The organism is Comamonas granuli NBRC 101663, from assembly GCF_000739995.1.
Taxonomy (GTDB): domain Bacteria; phylum Pseudomonadota; class Gammaproteobacteria; order Burkholderiales; family Burkholderiaceae_C; genus Simplicispira; species Simplicispira granuli.
Genome location: NZ_BBJX01000008.1, coordinates 179391 through 195781, shown reverse-complemented (window position 1 = coordinate 195781; position 16391 = coordinate 179391). Strand labels below are relative to the sequence as shown.

Genomic DNA, 16391 nt, shown 5'->3' with positions numbered 1-16391 from the left:
CGGGATGTTTGTTGCCGGAGGCACCGGCGGCGAGTGTAGCTATCCGGGGTGAGAGAGGGAGCTACAACACGAAGGTTGCTGCCTGCCTTCTATGCCGCGAGTGTAGCTATCCGGGGTGAGAGAGGGAGCTACAACAGGCTGGCAACGGTGTCTTTGCCAGCGCCGGAGTGTAGCTATCCGGGGTGAGAGAGGGAGCTACAACGGCGAAGCGTGCCACGTAGCCCACCTGGTGGAGTGTAGCTATCCGGGGTGAGAGAGGGAGCTATGGCCTTGGCTTGGTAGGACCTTGCCCCACCAAGCCAAGGCCAGCGCTTCGCGCATGTTTAACAAGCTTATGGCATGCAGATTTCACCCCTTGGGTTCATTCTTGCCCACGCGCAGGCTGGCCAGCGCAGCAAAGGGGTTGGAGCGCGCAGCGCTGGCGGCCTCGAAGTCCTCGTCGCCGGAGGCCATGCGCACGGCGGTGGGGCACTCGTCGTGGCGCGGCACCAGGGGCAGGGCCATGAGGAGTTCGTCCTCGATGAGCTCGTGCAGGTCGAACTCGCGGCTCAGCACGAGCAAGTCCTCCTCGGTCTGCTCGTCCAGCGCCTCGGCCGTGGCCTCGTCGGCGACGAAGCGGAACCACCGGTCCACCTCCAGGGGCACGTCCACGGGGCCCAGGCAGCGCTGGCAGATCATGGGAAAGCTCGCCTGCACCTGCAGGTGCAACCAGAGCTGGCCGGTCTCGTTGCCCGTTTCGCGGCGCCACTCGCCGTGCACCTGCCAATCGACGCGCAGGTCGGGGTGCAGGCCCTTGGCTTCCTGGGCCAGGCGCTCGAACTTCAGCAGGGATTCGTGGCCCTGCAGGCTGGCGCCCGCCAAGACGAATGCCTTGACGTCGAGCCGGTCGGGACGGAATTCCTTGGTCATGTGTGCAGTGTAAGAGAATCGACGCATGCTTCAATCCCCCCCCCTGCCCCGCACTCTGGTTTTGGGCTCGACCTCGCGCTACCGGCGCGAGCTGCTCGCGCGCCTGGGGCTGCCGTTCACGGTGGCCGCCCCCGATGTCGATGAAACCCCCCTGCCCGCCGAGGCCCCGCGCGCGCTGGCCCTGCGCCTGGCGCTGGCCAAGGCGCGGGCCGTGGCCGCGCAGCACCCCGAGGCCGTGGTCATAGGCTCCGACCAGGTGGCCGACCTGCACGGCCAGAGCCTGGGCAAGCCCGGCACGCACGAACGCGCCACCGCGCAATTGCAGCAGATGAGCGGGCAGACCGTGGTCTTCCAGACGGCCGTGGCCGTGGTCTGCGCGGCCACGGGCTTCGAGCAGGTGGACCTGGCCGCCGTGGAGGTGCGCTTTCGCACCCTGGGCGGCGCCGAGATCGAGCGCTACCTGCGCGCCGAGCAGCCCTACGACTGCGCGGGCAGCGCCAAGAGCGAGGGCCTGGGCATCAGCCTGCTCGACGCCATCCTGAGCGACGACCCCACGGCCCTGGTGGGCCTGCCGCTGATCCGCACCTGCAGCATGCTGCGCGCCGCGGGGCTGAGCCTGCCATGAGCGCCCCCGCCCCCGGCCGCCTGTACCTGGTGCCCGCGCCGCTGGACTTCGGCTGCGCCGCGCAGATGCCGCTGACCGATGTGCTGCCCGCGGCCACGCTGGCCACGGCGGCGCGGCTCACGCACTGGATCGGCGAGAACGCCAAGAGCACGCGCGCCTACCTCAAGCGCATTGACGCCCTGTACCCGCTGGCGGCGCCGCTGCAGCAGCAGCACATCGCCGAGCTGCCGCACGTAGTGCACAAGAAGGGCGACCACGGCGGCAGCCCGGGCGCTGCGGATTTTGACGCGCGCGCCCTGCTGCACAGCGCCCTGCAGGGGCACGACATGGGCCTGGTGAGCGAGGCGGGCATGCCCGCCGTGGCCGACCCGGGCAGCTCGGTGGTGCGCGCAGCGCACGCGCTGGGCATCACGGTCGTGCCGCTGGTGGGCCCGGTTTCGCTGCTGCTGGCGCTGGCGGCCAGCGGGCTCAACGGGCAGAACTTCGCCTTCGTGGGCTACCTGCCGCAGGACGCGGCCGAGCGCGCCGCGCGCATCCGCACGCTGGAGGCGCTGGCGCTGCAGGGCGGGCAGACGCAGCTCTTCATCGAGACGCCGTACCGCAATGCCGCGCTGCTGCAGGCGCTCCTGCAGCACCTGCGGCCGGACACGCGCCTGGCCGTCAGCAGCGGCCTGACGCTGGCGACCGCGCACACGCGCAGCCAGACGGTGCGCCAATGGCGCGCACAGCCCGAGGCCCCGGACAAGCACACGCCCGCGGTCTTTGCCCTCGGCCGGTGAACGCCGGCGGCGGCTTCAGTGGGCGTGGTCAGTGGGCGTGGCTGTGCGCCACGCTGCTCACCAGCATGACCATGCCCATGCCCAGCAGCAGCCAGACGATTTGCTGCACCGTCTCGCGCGCCGAGAGGTGGCGCTGCAGTTGCGGGATCAGGTCGGCCAGGGCCACGTAGATGAAGCTGCTGGCCGCCACGGTGAGGAAAAAGGGCAGGCCGTCGTGCAACTGACTCACCAGAAAATAACCGGCGATGCCGCCCAGCGCCGTGACCGCCCCGGCCAGCGAGACCTTGAGCAGGGCGATGCGGCGGCTGGCGCTGCTCTGGCGCAGCACCACCAGGTCGCCCATGTGGTGCGGTACCTCGTGCGCCAGCACCGACAGCGCCGCCACCAGGCCCAGGCGCAGGTCCGCCAGAAAGGCCGAGGCGATCATGATGCCGTCGCCAAAGCAGTGCAGGCTGTCGCCCGTGAGCACCGTCCAGCCGCCGCCGGCTGGCGGGTGCGCGTGGCCGTGGTGGTGCCCGTCACCGGCGTGTTCATGCGCGGCGTGGGCGTGGCCGGCGTGTGCTGCGGCCACGCTGGCGGCCTGGCTGTGCTCGTGCCCGTGGTGCCAGAGCTCGGCCTTGTCGAGCAGGAAGAAAAACACCAGCCCCACGAGCAGCGTGGCGAACAGGCTTTCGGCGCCCACATGGCCCTCGAAGGCCTCGGGCAGCAATTGCATGAATGCCGTGGCCAGCAGCGCCCCGGCGGCCATGCTGAGCAGGTGGCGGGCACTGGCGCCGCCGGGCCGGGCACCCAGGCGGGTGTGCATGAGCCAGGCGGCCAGCCACACGCTGCCGATACCGGCAGCCAGCGTGGCCGCGATGATTGCTATTAAAACCATAGCTGTAAGCGCTTTCCCTTGAAGCCCTGGAGGGCGTTTTGATTGCCGCGCAAGACGCACGACAACATGGCCGCTGCGGCAGGCCGCCCGCATTGCGCGGAGGCTCGTTCGATCTTAGCAAGCCTGTCAAGGGGTGCGCGGCCCGGGCCCGGGCGCACCCTGGTTCACACCCCAGGTGCCGGCGCGAACAGCGCCCTAGCTCACGCCATGCTGGCGCAACCAGTCGAGCGCGCGGCGCCAGCCGTCCTCGGCGGCGGCCTGGCGGTAGCTGGGGCGGTAGTCCGCATGAAAGGCGTGCGGTGCATCGGGGTAGACCACGATGCGCGAGGCCTGGGCCGCGGCCGAGCCCTGCGCCAGCGCGGCCTGCATGCGCTCGACGGTGGCCAGCGGGATGCCTTCGTCCTTGCCGCCATACAGCCCCAGCACCGGCGCCTTGAGCGCGTCCACCACGTCCACGGGGTGGCGCGGCGTGAGCGCGCTGCTCTGGCCCACGAGGCGCCCGTACCAGGCCACGGCCGCCTGCACGGGGCCGTGCGCCGCGTAGAGCCAGGTGATGCGCCCGCCCCAGCAGAAACCGGTGATGGCGACGCGGGCCGCGTCGCCGCCGTGGGCGGTCGCCCATTGCACGGCGCCGTCCAGGTCGGCCAGCACCTGCGCGTCCGGCACCTTGCCCACGACCTCGCGCATCAGGCTGGCGATGTCGCCATGGGCCCTGGGGTCGCCCTGGCGCTGGAACAGGTCGGGCGCCAGCGCCAGGTAACCGGCGTGCGCCAGACGGCGGCAGATGTCGGCGATATGGGCGTGCACGCCGAAGATTTCCGACACCACCAGCACCACGGGCAGCTTGCTGCGCCCGCGCGGCGCGGCGCGGTAGGCGCGCACCGCGCTGCCGCCGGCGGTGTAGGCCACCTCGCCGGCGTACAGGCCGTCGGCGGGCGTGGCGATGGCCGTCTGCGCCGCCACCGGCCCGGCAGCGGCGGCGTAGCCCGCACCCAGCATCCAGTGCAGCGCCGTGCGCCGGCTGGCGCCCGCCGCCCCGTCCAGGGGGGCGTCCAGCAGCGCCACGCCGTCCTGCAGATTGTCTTCACGCACCATGGTGTTTCTCCGATGCCGGCCCGCGCCCGCAGCCCTGGCACCTTACCAAAATCGTGCCCCGCATGCAGGCGCGCAGCGCCAAGCCTGACCGAGCGGCGGCCATGCGCGGCGCCGGGCTCAGTGCGCTTCTTCCCAGTTGCGCCCCACGCCCACCTCGGCCAGCAGCGGGACCTGCAGCTCGGCCACGCCAGCCATGATGGCGGGCACTTCGCGGCGCAGCCAGTCCACCTCGCCCTCGGGCAGCTCGAACACCAGTTCGTCGTGCACCTGCAGCACCATGAGGATGCCGGGCCTGTCCTGGTCCAGGCGCTTTTGCACGGCCACCATGGCCATTTTGATGAGGTCGGCCGCCGTGCCCTGCATGGGGGCGTTGATGGCGGCGCGCTCGGCCGCCGCGCGGCGCGGGCCGTTGGGCGAGTTGATCTCGGGCAGGTACAGGCGGCGGCCGAACACGGTCTCCACATAGCCCAGGGACTTGGCGCGCGCCTTGGTGCCGTCCATGTACTGGCGCACGCCGGGGTAGCGCTCGAAATAGCGCTCGATGTAGTTCTTGGCCGCCTGGTTGTCCAGGCCCAGGTTCTTGGCCAGGCCGTAGCTGCTCATGCCGTAGATGAGGCCGAAGTTGATCACCTTGGCATAGCGGCGCTGCTCGCTGGTGACCTGCTCCACGGGCACGCCGAACACCTCGGCCGCCGTGGCGCGGTGCACGTCCAGGCCCTGCTGGAAGGCGTGCAGCAGGGCCTGGTCGCCGCTCAGGTGGGCCATGATGCGCAGCTCGATCTGCGAGTAGTCGCAGCTGGCGATCAGGCGCCCCGGCGGGGCGACGAAGGCCTCGCGGATGCGCCGCCCTTCGGGCGTGCGCACGGGGATGTTCTGCAGATTGGGCTCGTTGCTCGACAGCCGCCCCGTGACGGCCACGGCCTGCGCGTAGTGCGTGTGCACGCGGCCCGTGCGCGGCAGGGCCAGTTGCCCGAGCTTGTCGGTATAGGTGCCCTTGAGCTTGGAGAGGCTGCGGTGCTCCAGGATCTTGGCCGGCAGGGGGTAGTCCTCGGCGAGTTTCTCCAGCACTTCCTCGTCGGTGCTGCGCGCGCCGGTGGCGGTCTTCTTGACCACGGGCAGGCCCAGCTTGTCGAAGAAGATCTCGCCCAGTTGCTTGGGGCTGGAGAGGTTGAAAGGCTGGCCGGCGATGGCGTAGGCCTCCTGCTCCAGTTGCACGATGCGCTGGCCCAGTTGGTGGCTTTGCTGCGCGAGCTGCTCGGCGTCGATGAGCACGCCATTGCGCTCCATGCGGTAGAGCACCTCGCTGCTCTCGATCTCCAGCGCGTAGATGGCGCGCAGCGGGTCGTGCGCCTGCAGGAGCGGCCACAGCGCGCGGTGCACGTCCAGGGTCTGGTCGGCGTCCTCGCAGGCGTAGGCCGCGGCCTTGTCCACCGGCACCTGCGTGAACGGAATCTGGTGCGCGCCCTTGCCGCACAGGTCCTCGTAGCTCAGGCCGGTGCGGCCGGTGTGGCGCTCGGCCAGGCTGGCGAGGTTGTGCGGCTTGTGCACCTCGAGCACGTAGCTCTGCAGCATGGTGTCGTGCACGTAGCCGCGCACCTCGATGCCGTGGTTGGCCAGCACGTGGCGGTCGTACTTGATGTGCTGGCCCAGCTTGGGCCGCCGCGGGTCTTCCAGCCAGGGCTTGAGGCGTGCCAGCACCTCGGCGCGCGGCAGTTGCGCGGGCGCGTCCGGCCCGTTGTGCGCCAGCGGGATGTAGGCCGCCTCGCCCGGCTGCACGCTGAAGGACAGGCCCACGATCTCGGCGCGCATGTCGTCCAGCGAGGTGGTCTCGGTGTCCAGCGCCACCAGCTCGGCCTGCTGCAGGCGCTGCAGCCAGCGGTCGAAGTCGGGCCAGTTCAGGATGGTGTCGTAGACCACCGTGCGGTGCTGCGCGGCCGCGGCCAGCACGCTGGCCGAGTGGTCGGCGAACAGGTCACCGCTCTCGCCGGGCCGGGCGGCCGCAGGCGCAGGCGCCGCGCTGGCCGGGGCCTGCAGCGCGCGCGCCAGGCCCTTGAAGCCGTATTTCTCATAAAAATCGCGCAAAGCGTCCGTCTGCGGTACGCCGATAGCTATCGAATCGAGAGCAGGCAGGCCGGCCACATGCTCCCCAAGATCGCAGTCGGTCTTGATGGTGAGCAGTTGCCGGCCCGTGGGCAGCCAATCCAGCGCCTTGCGCAGGTTCTCGCCCGCCACGCCCTTGATCTGGCCGGCATGCTGCACCACGCCGTCGAGCGAGCCGTATTCCTGCAGCCACTTGGCCGCCGTCTTGGGGCCGACCTTGTCCACCCCGGGCACGTTGTCGATGGCGTCGCCCACCAGGGTCTGGAAGTCCACCATCAGTTGCGCGGGCACGCCGAACTCGGCCTGCACGCCCGCCAGGTCGCGGCGCTTGCCGCTCATGGTGTCGATGATGGTGATGTGCTCGTTCACGAGCTGCGCCAGGTCCTTGTCGCCGCTGCTGACGATCACCTCCACGCCCTGGCGCGCGGCGGTCACGGCCAGGGTGCCGATCACGTCGTCGGCCTCCACGCCGGGCACGTCCAGCACCGTCCAGCCCAGCAGGCGCACGACCTCGTGGATGGGCGCGATCTGCGCGCGCAGGTCCTCGGGCATGGGCGCGCGGTGCGCCTTGTATTCGGGGTAGAGGGCGTCGCGGAAGGTGGGGCCGGAGGCATCGAACACGCAGGCGGCGTAGTCGGCCTGCACCTCCTTCCTCAGCGCCTGCATCATGTTGACCATGCCGCGGATGGCGCCCGTGGCCGGGCTGGCGGGGTCGCCCGGCACGGCGCGCAGGTCCGGCATGGCATGGAAGGCGCGGTACAGGTAGCTGGAGCCATCGACCAGCAGCAGGGTTTTTTTGTCGCTCATGCGCGCGATTGTGCACACGCGCGCCCCCGGGCAGTCCCGGGCACCGCAGCGGCGCGGAACTCGGCACAATGTCCGGCTTGCACTCGCAACCAAGGATGCCTGCCATGAAGACCCTCTCCGCCCTGCTGCTGGCGGCCGCCCCGGCCCTGGCGCTCGCGCAGCCGCAATTCACCAACGTGCCCGAGGGGCTGCACAAGCCGCTGCAGGGCAATGGCCTGAAGTCGGCCCAGATGCACCAGGGCGTGCTGCGCCTGCAGGTGGACAAGCCGCAGCTCAGCGAGCTGGTGTATTCGAGCTTCATCTTCCACAGCATTTGCGCCGGGCAGTGGCGCAACCCGCAGCAGTTCGCCAGCTACGGCCTGGCGCGCGTGGAGATGCTCAATGCCAGCGGCGCCGAAGGCTACGCCTTCGACGCGCGCGGCGAAGTCTGCGCGCAAATGGGGCGCATGGGCCAGAACTACCGCCAGCTCATCGCCCAGCACACCACCACCTGCCAGGCGGGCACCTGCGCCGCCGCCAAGTAAAGGGAGCATGCCGTGAAGACACTGCGCAAGATCGCCCTGGGCACGCTGCTCGCCCTGGGCCTGGCCGGCACCGCGGGCTGGTTCAGCCTGGACAAGGAAACCCGCGGCCTGCTCAAGACCGTGCCGACCAACCGCGACCTGCTGTTCTGGAGCGTGCCGCAGCGCGACGCCGCCTTCCGCGCGCTCGACCGCATCCCGCTGCTGGCCCAGTGGCGCGTGGTGCAGGCGGGCAACACGCCGCGCGCCCTGCCTGCCGGCGCGCCCCTGGCCCTGCCGGTGGACGTGGACGCCTACATGGCCGGGCAGCGCAGCAGCGCCCTGCTCATCGTGCAGGGCGGCCGCCTGCGCCTGGAGCGCTACGGGCTGGACTTCGACGCCGGCGGGCGCTGGACCAGCTTTTCCGTGGCCAAGTCCTTCACCTCCACGCTGGTCGGCGCGGCGCTCAAGGACGGCTACATCAAGAGCATGGACGACAAGGTCAGCGACTACATCACGCAGATGAAGGGCTCGGCCTATGACGACGTGAGCATCCGCCAACTGCTCACCATGACCTCGGGCGTGCGCTGGAACGAGGACTACGGCGACCCGAACTCCGACGTGGCGAAGTTCAACAACCACCAGCCCGAGCCCGGCGTGGCCGCCATCGTGAGCTACCTGCGCCAGTTGCCGCGTGCCGCGCCCGCAGGCGAGCGCTGGCTCTACAGCACGGGCGAGACCAACCTGGTGGGCATCCTCGTGAGCGAGGCGACGGGCAAGCCCCTGGCGCAGTACCTGGAAGAAAAGATCTGGAAGCCCGCCGGCATGGAGCAGCAGGCCACCTGGATCCTGAGCAAGACGGGCCAGGAGATCAGCGGCTGCTGCATCCAGGCCGCCGCGCGCGACTATGCGCGCATGGGGCAGTTCATCCTCGAAGGCGCGCGCGTGCAGGGCCAGTCCATCCTGCCCGACGGCTGGCTGCAGGAGGCCACGGCCAAGCGCGCCGACATCGGCAAGCCCGGGCGCGGCTACGGCTACCAATGGTGGACCTACGACGACGGCAGCTTCGCCGCACGCGGCATCTTTGGCCAGGGCATCTTCATCGACCCCAAGCGCCAGCTCGTGATCGCCTCCAACGCCAACTGGGCCGGGGGTGCCAGCTCGCCCCAGGAGAGCGAGGCGCGCGAAGCCTTCTACAAGGCCGTGCAGCAGGCCGTGGACGCCGAGCGCTGAAGGCCAACGCCAGCCCCCCATCCGCTTGACCGACCCGCGGCCCACGAACCTGGCGCGCCCAAGGCCAGCGCTCCGGCGCAAGGGCCGCCCCGCCGCGCCGGGAGCGCGCCCCTACCCTTCCAGCAACTGCCGCAGCACGTAGGGCAGGATGCCGCCGGCGCGGTAGTAGTCGGCCTCGATGGGGGTGTCGATGCGCAGCAACACGGTCACCTCCTGGCGCGTGCCGTCGGGCCGGTACACCACCAGGCGTGCCGGGCTGCGCGGCGTGAGGGCGGCGTCGGGCAGCAGGTCGATGCGCTCGGCCCCGGTCAGGCCCAGCGACTCCCAGGAATCGCCCGGCTGGAACTGCAGCGGCAGCACGCCCATGCCCACGAGGTTGCTGCGGTGGATGCGCTCGAAGCTCCTGGCCACCACGGCCTTGATGCCCAGGAGCTGCGTTCCCTTGGCCGCCCAGTCGCGGCTCGATCCCGTGCCGTACTCCTCGCCCGCGAACACCACCGTGGGCACGCCCTGCGCCAGGTAGCGCGTGGCGGCGTCGAAGATGGACACCTTCTCGCCGTGCAGCGGGCCGTCGCCCTGGAACAGCGTGACCCCGCCCTCCTCGCGCCCGCCGTCGGCACGCGGCGGGATCATGAGGTTCTTGATGCGCACGTTGGCAAAGGTGCCGCGTACCATGACTTCGTGGTTGCCGCGGCGCGAGCCGTAGCTGTTGAAGTCCTGCGGCAGCACGCCGTGCGCGCGCAGCCACTGGCCCGCGGGGGAGTTCTCCTTGATGGAGCCTGCGGGCGAGATGTGGTCGGTGGTGATGGAGTCGCCGAACAGCGCCATGATGCGCGCGCCCTGCACGGCCACGGATACAGCATCATTTGGGCCTGCAGCGCTTGAACCACCTGCGCCAGCAGCTACTTTTTCAATAGCAAACTGATCGAAGAACGGCGGCTGGGCGATGTAGGTGCTCTCGGGCCAGTGGTAGGTCGTGCCGCCCATGCCGTGGATGCGCTCCCACAGCTTGCCCGGCTCTTGGGCCACGCGGGCGTAGTTCTCGCGGAAGGCCTTGCCCTTCATGGCGTGCTTGAGCAGGGCGTGGATTTCATCGCTGCTCGGCCAGATCTCGCCCAGGTACACCGGGCGGCCGCGCCGGCCCAGGCCCACGGGCTCGGTCATCAAGTCCTTGAGCACGGTGCCCGCGATGGCGTAGGCCACCACCAGCGGCGGGCTGGCGAGGAAGTTGGCCTTGAGGTTGGGGTGGATGCGCGCCTCGAAATTGCGGTTGCCCGAGAGCACGGCCGCGCAGACCAGGTCGTTGGCGGTGATGGCCTCGTTGAGCTCGGGCGTGAGGTCGCCCGCGTTGCCGATGCAGGTCGTGCAGCCATAGCCCGCCACGGCAAAGCCCAGCTTTTCGAGGTAGGGCAGCAGACCGGTCTCGCTGAGGTACTCGGTCACGATGCGCGAGCCCGGCGCCAGCGAGGTCTTGATGTGCGGCTGCACCTTGAGCCCGGCCTGCACCGCCTTCTGGGCCAGCAGGCCCGCGGCGAGCAGCACGCTGGGGTTGGAGGTGTTGGTGCAGCTCGTGATGGCGGCGATCAGCACGTCGCCATGGCCCACGGTGAGCGCCTGTGCAGCATCTTCGGGCACGGCGCACACCTGCGGGGCCGGGTGCGGCGCCTGCGCGGCGGCGCGCGCGGGACGGTTGCCCACCATCTCGACCACATTGCGCGCCGCGCCGGGCTGGGGTTGCTGCGCCTCGGCGGCCGCATCGCCCACGCCGCAGCCCACGCGGTAGCGCTGGCCCAGGCGCTCGGCCGGCTGGTTGAAGCCGTTGGCGGCCACGGGCTGGCTGAACAGGGTGGTGAACTGCTGCTTGACCTGCCCCAGCTCGATGCGGTCCTGCGGGCGCTTGGGGCCGGCCAGGCTGGGCGTGACGGTGGACAGGTCCAGCGTGACAACCTCGGAGTAATCGATCTCGCCCGCCCGGGGCACGCCGAACATGTCCTGCGCCTTGAAGTAGGCCTCGAAGGCCTCGATCTCGGCCGCCGTGCGGCCCGTGCCGCGCAGGTAATCGACGGTCTTCTCGTCGACCGGGAAAAAGCCCATGGTCGCGCCGTACTCGGGCGCCATATTGCCGATGGTGGCGCGGTCGGGCACGGAGAGCGTGCGCGTGCCCTCGCCGAAGAACTCCACGAACTTGCCCACCACCTTGTGGCGGCGCAGCAGCTCGGTCACGGTGAGCACCAGGTCGGTGGCCGTGACGCCCTCGCGCAGCCGCCCGGTGAGCTCCATGCCCACCACGTCGGGCGTGAGGAAGTACAGCGGCTGGCCCAGCATGGCGGCTTCGGCCTCGATGCCGCCCACGCCCCAGCCCACGACGCCGATGCCGTTGATCATGGTGGTGTGGCTGTCGGTGCCGACCAGGGTGTCGGGGTAGTACACGCCGTCGGCCGTGCGGTGCACGCCGCGCGCCAGGTATTCCAGGTTGACCTGGTGCACGATGCCGAAGCCCGGCGGCACGACGCGGAAGGTGTCGAAGGCCTGCATGCCCCATTTCATGAACTCGTAGCGCTCGCGGTTGCGCTGGAATTCGAGCTTCATGTTCAGGTCCAGCGCCTTCTTGCTGCCGTAGTGGTCGACCATGATGGAGTGGTCCACCACCAGGTCCACGGGCACCAGCGGCTCGATGCGGCGCGGGTCGCGCCCCAGGCGCGCCGCCGTGCTGCGCATGGCGGCCAGGTCGGCCAGCAGGGGCACGCCGGTGAAGTCCTGCAGCACCACACGCGCCAGCACGAAGGGGATTTCGTCCTGGCGCTCGGCGCGCGGCTGCCACTGGGCCAACTGGACCACATGCTCCGGGGTGATCTTGCGGCCGTCGCAATGGCGCAGCACGGCCTCAAGCACCACGCGCAGGGACAGGGGCAGGCGCCGCACGCCCGGGTATTGCCGGGCCAATGCAGGCAGGGAAAAGAACCGGCCTTTTTTGCCGGATGCCAGGGCCAGCGGCTTGACCACAGGGGCAAACGGGTGGCGCGGGGTTGCAGTGCGTGTCGCCATGGATCGACCTCCAAGAATGGGTAGAGGCATTTTGGCACTGCTGGCAAAAGCCGCAATGGCCTGGTGGCCGGCGCGGGCATGGGACACCCCTGCCCGGCCAATGGGAAATGGGGAATATCCACCCGCATAAAACAAAAGTCCGCCAGAGGCGGACTTTGCACACGCGGGGCCGGCGGCAGATTCAAATGGCGAATTGCGCGCGGTCCTGGCCGCGAATCCAGTCGGGCGGCTTGCCCCGGCCGGTCCAGGTTTTACCCGTGGCGGGGTCGCGGTATTTGGGCGCCACCTTGGTGCCGGCGGCGGCACTGCGGCCGCGGGCGGGCGGAAAAACGTCCTGCGGCGTCAAATCAAACTCGGCAACAAGGGCCCGCACCTGCTCGATGGCGCCCGCGATGGCGGCTTGGCGCGCAGCCTGGATGCGCTGCTCCAGCGTTTCGCGCTGCTTGAGGAGTTCTTTGTAATCGTCCATGGTGGTATTGGGGTGGTGGGTGGGTGGTCGCTGAACGGAAAAATTATATACCTGTTTTTAATTATTCTGTCATCTTCTGCGCGGAATGCTGGGCGCCACCCATTATCCGGCCCGGGAATCAAGTCTCGGGATATGCCAGCACCTTGTCAATGCGCTTGCCATCCAAATCGACCACCTCGAATATCCAGCCCGCACAGGCTATGCGCTCACTCACCGCCGGCAAATGCCCCATTTCCGAAAGCAATAAACCCGCCAGAGTGTTATAGCGGCCTTTATCCTCCGAGGGCAGGTCACGAATATCGAGGCGCGCCTTGAGCTCGGCAATGGGCACCAGGCCGTCGAGCAGCCAGGTTCCGTCCTCGCGCAGCACGGCCCAGGCGTCCTGGGGGGCGGCGCTCTGCAATTCACCGGTGATGGCTTCGAGCAGGTCGCGCGGCGTCATGATGCCCTGGACCACGCCGTATTCATCGACCACGAACACCATGCGCCCGGCACGCTCGCGAAACTGCTCCAGCAGTTCCATGCCGCTCAGGGTCTCGGGGACGAAGGTGGCGGCCTGCACATGCGCGCCGATGGGCTGCGGGTGCGCGGCGCCGAGTTCGAGCAAATGTGCCACGCTGATGATGCCGACCACCTCGTCGAGCGAACCCCGGCACACGGGGTACCACGAATGCGCGCCCATGGTGCTGCCCGCGCTGGCCTGCTGCAGCGCCTCAGCCGGGGTGCAGGCGGCGTCGAGCCAGTGCACGTCGCTGCGCGGCACCATGAGCGAGGTGAGCGGCCGGTCGTCGAGGCGAAAGACGTTCTGCACCATCTGGTGCTCGTGCTGCTCGATGACGCCAGCCTCGCGCCCTTCCTCCAGGCTGGCGGCGATCTCCTCCTCGGTCACGGTGCGCGCGGCGGTGTTGTCCACGCGCAGCACGGCGAGCACGCCCTGGGTGGAGAGCGAGAGCAGGCGCACGAAGGGCTTGGCCACGCGCGCCACCCAGGCCATGGGGCGCGCCATCAGGCGCGAGACGGCCTCGGGGTAGAGCTGCCCGATGCGCTTGGGCACGAGCTCGCCGAAGACAATGGTGATGAAGGTGATGAGCGTGACCACGATGGCCGTGGCCACGATGCTGGCGCCCCCCTTGGGCATGCCCAGAGACAGCAGCAGGGCGGAGAGATCGTCGCTGAACGCCGCCTCGCCGATGATGCCGTTGAGCATGCCGATGGAAGTGATCCCCACCTGCACCGAGGAAAGGAACTGCGTGGGGTTGTCGAGCAGGCCCAGGGCCGCCTGCGCGCCTTTGTCGCCGGCCTGGGCCATGGCCGACAGGCGTGCCTTGCGGCTGGAGGCGAGCGCCAGCTCGGACATGGCGAAGAGGCCATTGAGCAGCGTCAGCAAGGCAATCAGCAGAAAATCCATACCGCAAAAGTTACAAAAATCACCATGGCACTTTACTGTATCGGCGATGTGCAGGGCTGCGACGCCGCGCTGGCGCGCCTGCTCGAACGCATCGACTTTTCTCCCAGCCGCGACACGGTCTACCTGCTGGGCGACCTGGTCAACCGCGGTCCCGACTCCGCCGCCGTGCTGCGCCGCTGCATGGCGCACGAGGGCGCGCTGTGCTGCCTGCTGGGCAACCACGACCTGCACCTGCTGGCCGCGGCGCACGGTGCGCGCGCGCCCTCGCGCCGCGACACGCTGGACTCGGTGCTGCAGGCACCCGACCGCGCGGCCCTGCTCGAATGGCTGCGCCGCCAGCCCCTGGCCATGGCGCACCCGCACGGTGGCGCCACGCTGACCCTGCTGCACGCCGGCGCCCTGCCCGCCTGGAGCGCGGACGATGTGCTGCGCCTGGCCGCCGAGGTGCACGCCGTGCTGCGCAGCAGCGATCTGCCCGGTTTTCTGCAGCAGATGTACGGCAACCAGCCCGACCGCTGGAGCGAGCAGCTCGGCGGCATCGAGCGCCTGCGCGTGATCGTCAACGCGCTCACGCGGCTGCGCTTTTGCTCGCCCGCGGGGGTCATGGATTTCGAGAGCACCGAAAGCGCCCAGCAGGCACCCGCCGGCTTGCTGCCCTGGTTCGACGTGCCGGGCCGGCGCACGGCCGGCAGCCTGCTGGCCTTCGGGCATTGGTCCACCCTGGGCCATCTGAACCGGCCCGACCTGCTGGCGCTGGACACCGGCTGCGTGTGGGGCGGGCAGCTCAGCGCGGTGCGCTTTGGCGCCACGCTGGCCGAGCGCGAACTGCTGCAGGTGCCCTGCCCGCAGGCGCAGCGCCCGGGCTGATTCCATTCTGCTATTTTATTGATAGCTTCCAGCGCTCTCTGGCAGGGCGCTGGAGGGACTTTTCACGGCAAAAACCCGGACTGGACTCAGGCGGTCACGTCCGGGGCCTTGAACAGCGCGGCGAGCTTGCGCCGGGAGGCCTTGATGTTGGGCGACAGGCGGCCCTTGGAGGCGCGGTCGGCCGCCTCCCAGGCGGGCTGCTGGGGCAGGTCGGCGGGGGCCTCGTAGGGCCGGTCGAAGAAGGGGTCGCGCGGCGCCACCGGGGCTGCGCGCGCGGGGCTGCGGGGTGCGCGGGCCGCGCGCGGCTCGGCGGCGGCTTCGTCGCTGCCCTGCCAGTGGCGCCGGCCGTCGTTGATGCGCCCGCGCGGGCGGTCCTCGTCGAATTCCAGCGCCTCGACCTCGATCTTCTTCTTCAGCAGCTTCTCGATGTCGGCGACCAGGCGCGCATCGCTGCCCGAGACCAGCGTCACCGCCAGGCCCGAGGCCCCGGCGCGGCCCGTGCGGCCGATGCGGTGCACATAGTCCTCGGCGTTGAAGGGCACGTCGAAGTTGAACACCGCGGGCACGTCCTTGATGTCCAGGCCGCGCGCGGCCACGTCGGTGCACACGAGCAGATCGACCGCCCCCTGCTTGAAGGCGTCCAGCGCCTTGAGGCGCTCGTCCTGGCTCTTGTCGCCGTGCAGCGCGGTCGTCTTGAGGCCCTCGCGCTCCAGGCTGCGGGCCAGGCGCGCGCAGCCGAGCTTGCTGTTGACGAAGATGAAGGCCTGCTTGAGCCCGCGCGTGCGCAGCACCTGGTGCACGGCGCGGCGCTTGTCCTCGTCGCCCACGCTGTAGAAATGCTGCTCCACGGTGGAAGCCGTCTCGTTGGGCCGCGCGACCTCGATGGTCACCGGGTCCTGCAGGTAGCTGCCCGCCAGGCGCTTGATCTCGGGCGAGAAGGTGGCCGAGAACAGCAGCGTGGTGCGCTGCTTGGGCAGGTAGGACAGGATGCGCTGCAGGTCGGGCAGGAAGCCGATGTCGAGCATGCGGTCGGCCTCGTCGAGCACCACGTACTCAACCTGGTTGAGCACGGCGTTCTTGGCCTCGATGTGGTCCAGCAGGCGGCCGGGCGTGGCCACCAGCACCTCGACGCCCTTCTTGAGCTCCAGCGTCTGGGGCTTCATGTCCATGCCGCCAAACACCACGGTGCTGCGCAGCTTGGTGTATTTGGCGTACAGCGCGATCTGCTGGGCCACCTGGTCGGCCAGTTCGCGCGTGGGCAGCAGCACCAGTGCGCGCACCGGATGGCGCGCGGGCGAGGCCGAGCTGTTTTCATGCTTGAGCAGGCGCTGCAGCAGCGGCAGCGAGAACGCCGCCGTCTTGCCCGTGCCCGTCTGCGCCGCGCCCATCACGTCCTTGCCCGTGAGCACCACGGGAATGGCCTGGGCCTGGATGGGCGTCATGGTCTCGTAGCCCATGTCGGCCACGGCACGCTTGAGCGGTTCCGCCAGCGATAGATTGGAATAGGAAGTGGTCATGTAACCCGGTATTGTCGCACTGCGAGGCGCAAACGCCCAGGCGCGGCGTCCGGGGGGCCGGGCACAGGCCGCGTGCGCTATGGTCTCCATAGCTGTCGAGGCAGAACCAGCGCGCCCTGCAGCGGTGTCTTGCCCTGCGGGGGCGCAGCGCTGCACACGG

The 16391-nt window shown here is 69.8% G+C and carries 13 protein-coding genes; 5 read left to right on the top strand and 8 right to left on the bottom strand.

The window, feature by feature from the left end; genetic code table 11:
- Positions 1 to 348 precede the first annotated feature (348 nt).
- Positions 349 to 909: a YceD family protein gene (locus CGR01S_RS10405; protein WP_042426293.1), complete on the bottom strand. Its 561-nt coding sequence runs from the start codon at positions 907 to 909 to the stop codon at positions 349 to 351.
- Positions 910 to 934: 25 nt separating this feature from the next.
- Between CGR01S_RS10405 and CGR01S_RS10400 the strand changes: the two genes are divergently transcribed.
- The gene (locus tag CGR01S_RS10400; RefSeq protein WP_042426290.1) at positions 935 to 1534 is read left to right on the top strand and encodes a Maf family nucleotide pyrophosphatase; all 600 of its coding nucleotides are present in this window, start codon (positions 935 to 937) and stop codon (positions 1532 to 1534) included.
- Positions 1531 to 2313 carry an SAM-dependent methyltransferase gene (locus CGR01S_RS10395; RefSeq protein ID WP_042426287.1) on the top strand — a complete coding sequence of 261 codons (783 nt, stop codon included), beginning with the start codon at positions 1531 to 1533 and terminating at the stop codon, positions 2311 to 2313. The genes CGR01S_RS10400 and CGR01S_RS10395 overlap by 4 nt, the downstream gene beginning before the upstream one ends.
- Positions 2314 to 2341: 28 nt before the next feature.
- Here the strand turns inward: CGR01S_RS10395 and CGR01S_RS10390 are convergent, their stop codons facing one another.
- From CGR01S_RS10390 to polA, 3 genes are all read right to left on the bottom strand, one after another.
- Complete coding sequence (locus CGR01S_RS10390; protein ID WP_042426284.1) at positions 2342 to 3190, bottom strand: ZIP family metal transporter; 849 nt, start codon at positions 3188 to 3190, stop codon at positions 2342 to 2344.
- 195 nt (positions 3191 to 3385) lie between these two features.
- The gene (locus tag CGR01S_RS10385; RefSeq protein WP_042426282.1) at positions 3386 to 4285 is read right to left on the bottom strand and encodes a dienelactone hydrolase family protein; all 900 of its coding nucleotides are present in this window, start codon (positions 4283 to 4285) and stop codon (positions 3386 to 3388) included.
- Between the two features lie 117 nt (positions 4286 to 4402).
- Positions 4403 to 7192: a DNA polymerase I gene (gene polA, locus CGR01S_RS10380; protein WP_042426279.1), complete on the bottom strand. Its 2790-nt coding sequence runs from the start codon at positions 7190 to 7192 to the stop codon at positions 4403 to 4405.
- A gap of 104 nt (positions 7193 to 7296) precedes the next feature.
- Here polA and CGR01S_RS10375 point away from each other — a divergent pair, with 104 nt between their 5' ends.
- Positions 7297 to 7716, top strand: coding sequence for a hypothetical protein (locus CGR01S_RS10375; RefSeq protein WP_042426351.1), 420 nt, complete (start codon positions 7297 to 7299; stop codon positions 7714 to 7716).
- Positions 7717 to 7728: 12 nt separating this feature from the next.
- Positions 7729 to 8925 (top strand): serine hydrolase domain-containing protein, encoded by a 1197-nt coding sequence (locus CGR01S_RS10370; protein ID WP_084690632.1) that lies wholly within the window; start codon positions 7729 to 7731, stop codon positions 8923 to 8925.
- A gap of 111 nt (positions 8926 to 9036) precedes the next feature.
- On the opposite strand, the gene CGR01S_RS10365 is transcribed toward CGR01S_RS10370, so the two are convergent.
- The 3 genes from CGR01S_RS10365 to CGR01S_RS10355 form a co-directional block, all read right to left on the bottom strand.
- On the bottom strand, positions 9037 to 11970 hold the full coding sequence (locus CGR01S_RS10365; protein ID WP_042426276.1) for an aconitate hydratase: 2934 nt from the start codon (positions 11968 to 11970) through the stop codon (positions 9037 to 9039).
- Positions 11971 to 12151: 181 nt separating this feature from the next.
- On the bottom strand, positions 12152 to 12439 hold the full coding sequence (locus tag CGR01S_RS10360; RefSeq protein WP_042426273.1) for an H-NS histone family protein: 288 nt from the start codon (positions 12437 to 12439) through the stop codon (positions 12152 to 12154).
- A gap of 118 nt (positions 12440 to 12557) precedes the next feature.
- Positions 12558 to 13847, bottom strand: a complete 1290-nt coding sequence (locus CGR01S_RS10355) for a hemolysin family protein (RefSeq protein WP_042426270.1) — start codon at positions 13845 to 13847, stop codon at positions 12558 to 12560.
- A 24-nt stretch (positions 13848 to 13871) separates the two neighbouring features.
- On the opposite strand from CGR01S_RS10355, the gene CGR01S_RS10350 reads away from it, so the two are divergent.
- Positions 13872 to 14714 carry a symmetrical bis(5'-nucleosyl)-tetraphosphatase gene (locus CGR01S_RS10350; protein ID WP_042426267.1) on the top strand — a complete coding sequence of 281 codons (843 nt, stop codon included), beginning with the start codon at positions 13872 to 13874 and terminating at the stop codon, positions 14712 to 14714.
- A gap of 86 nt (positions 14715 to 14800) precedes the next feature.
- Here CGR01S_RS10350 and CGR01S_RS10345 read toward each other — a convergent pair whose 3' ends face one another.
- Complete coding sequence (locus CGR01S_RS10345; protein WP_042426264.1) at positions 14801 to 16231, bottom strand: DEAD/DEAH box helicase; 1431 nt, start codon at positions 16229 to 16231, stop codon at positions 14801 to 14803.
- Positions 16232 to 16391: the final 160 nt, after the last annotated feature.

What these genes read in the sequence shown, in the direction of transcription:
- CGR01S_RS10405 (WP_042426293.1), bottom strand. Translation starts at nt 909, where the DNA reads ATGACCAAGGAATTCCGTCCCGACCGGCTCGACGTCAAGGCATTCGTC.
- CGR01S_RS10355 (WP_042426270.1), bottom strand. Translation starts at nt 13,847, where the DNA reads ATGGATTTTCTGCTGATTGCCTTGCTGACGCTGCTCAATGGCCTCTTC.
- polA (WP_042426279.1), bottom strand. Translation starts at nt 7,192, where the DNA reads ATGAGCGACAAAAAAACCCTGCTGCTGGTCGATGGCTCCAGCTACCTG.
- CGR01S_RS10345 (WP_042426264.1), bottom strand. Translation starts at nt 16,231, where the DNA reads ATGACCACTTCCTATTCCAATCTATCGCTGGCGGAACCGCTCAAGCGT.
- CGR01S_RS10400 (WP_042426290.1), top strand. Translation starts at nt 935, where the DNA reads ATGCTTCAATCCCCCCCCCTGCCCCGCACTCTGGTTTTGGGCTCGACC.
- CGR01S_RS10375 (WP_042426351.1), top strand. Translation starts at nt 7,297, where the DNA reads ATGAAGACCCTCTCCGCCCTGCTGCTGGCGGCCGCCCCGGCCCTGGCG.
- CGR01S_RS10360 (WP_042426273.1), bottom strand. Translation starts at nt 12,439, where the DNA reads ATGGACGATTACAAAGAACTCCTCAAGCAGCGCGAAACGCTGGAGCAG.
- CGR01S_RS10365 (WP_042426276.1), bottom strand. Translation starts at nt 11,970, where the DNA reads ATGGCGACACGCACTGCAACCCCGCGCCACCCGTTTGCCCCTGTGGTC.
- CGR01S_RS10395 (WP_042426287.1), top strand. Translation starts at nt 1,531, where the DNA reads ATGAGCGCCCCCGCCCCCGGCCGCCTGTACCTGGTGCCCGCGCCGCTG.
- CGR01S_RS10385 (WP_042426282.1), bottom strand. Translation starts at nt 4,285, where the DNA reads ATGGTGCGTGAAGACAATCTGCAGGACGGCGTGGCGCTGCTGGACGCC.
- CGR01S_RS10390 (WP_042426284.1), bottom strand. Translation starts at nt 3,190, where the DNA reads ATGGTTTTAATAGCAATCATCGCGGCCACGCTGGCTGCCGGTATCGGC.
- CGR01S_RS10350 (WP_042426267.1), top strand. Translation starts at nt 13,872, where the DNA reads ATGGCACTTTACTGTATCGGCGATGTGCAGGGCTGCGACGCCGCGCTG.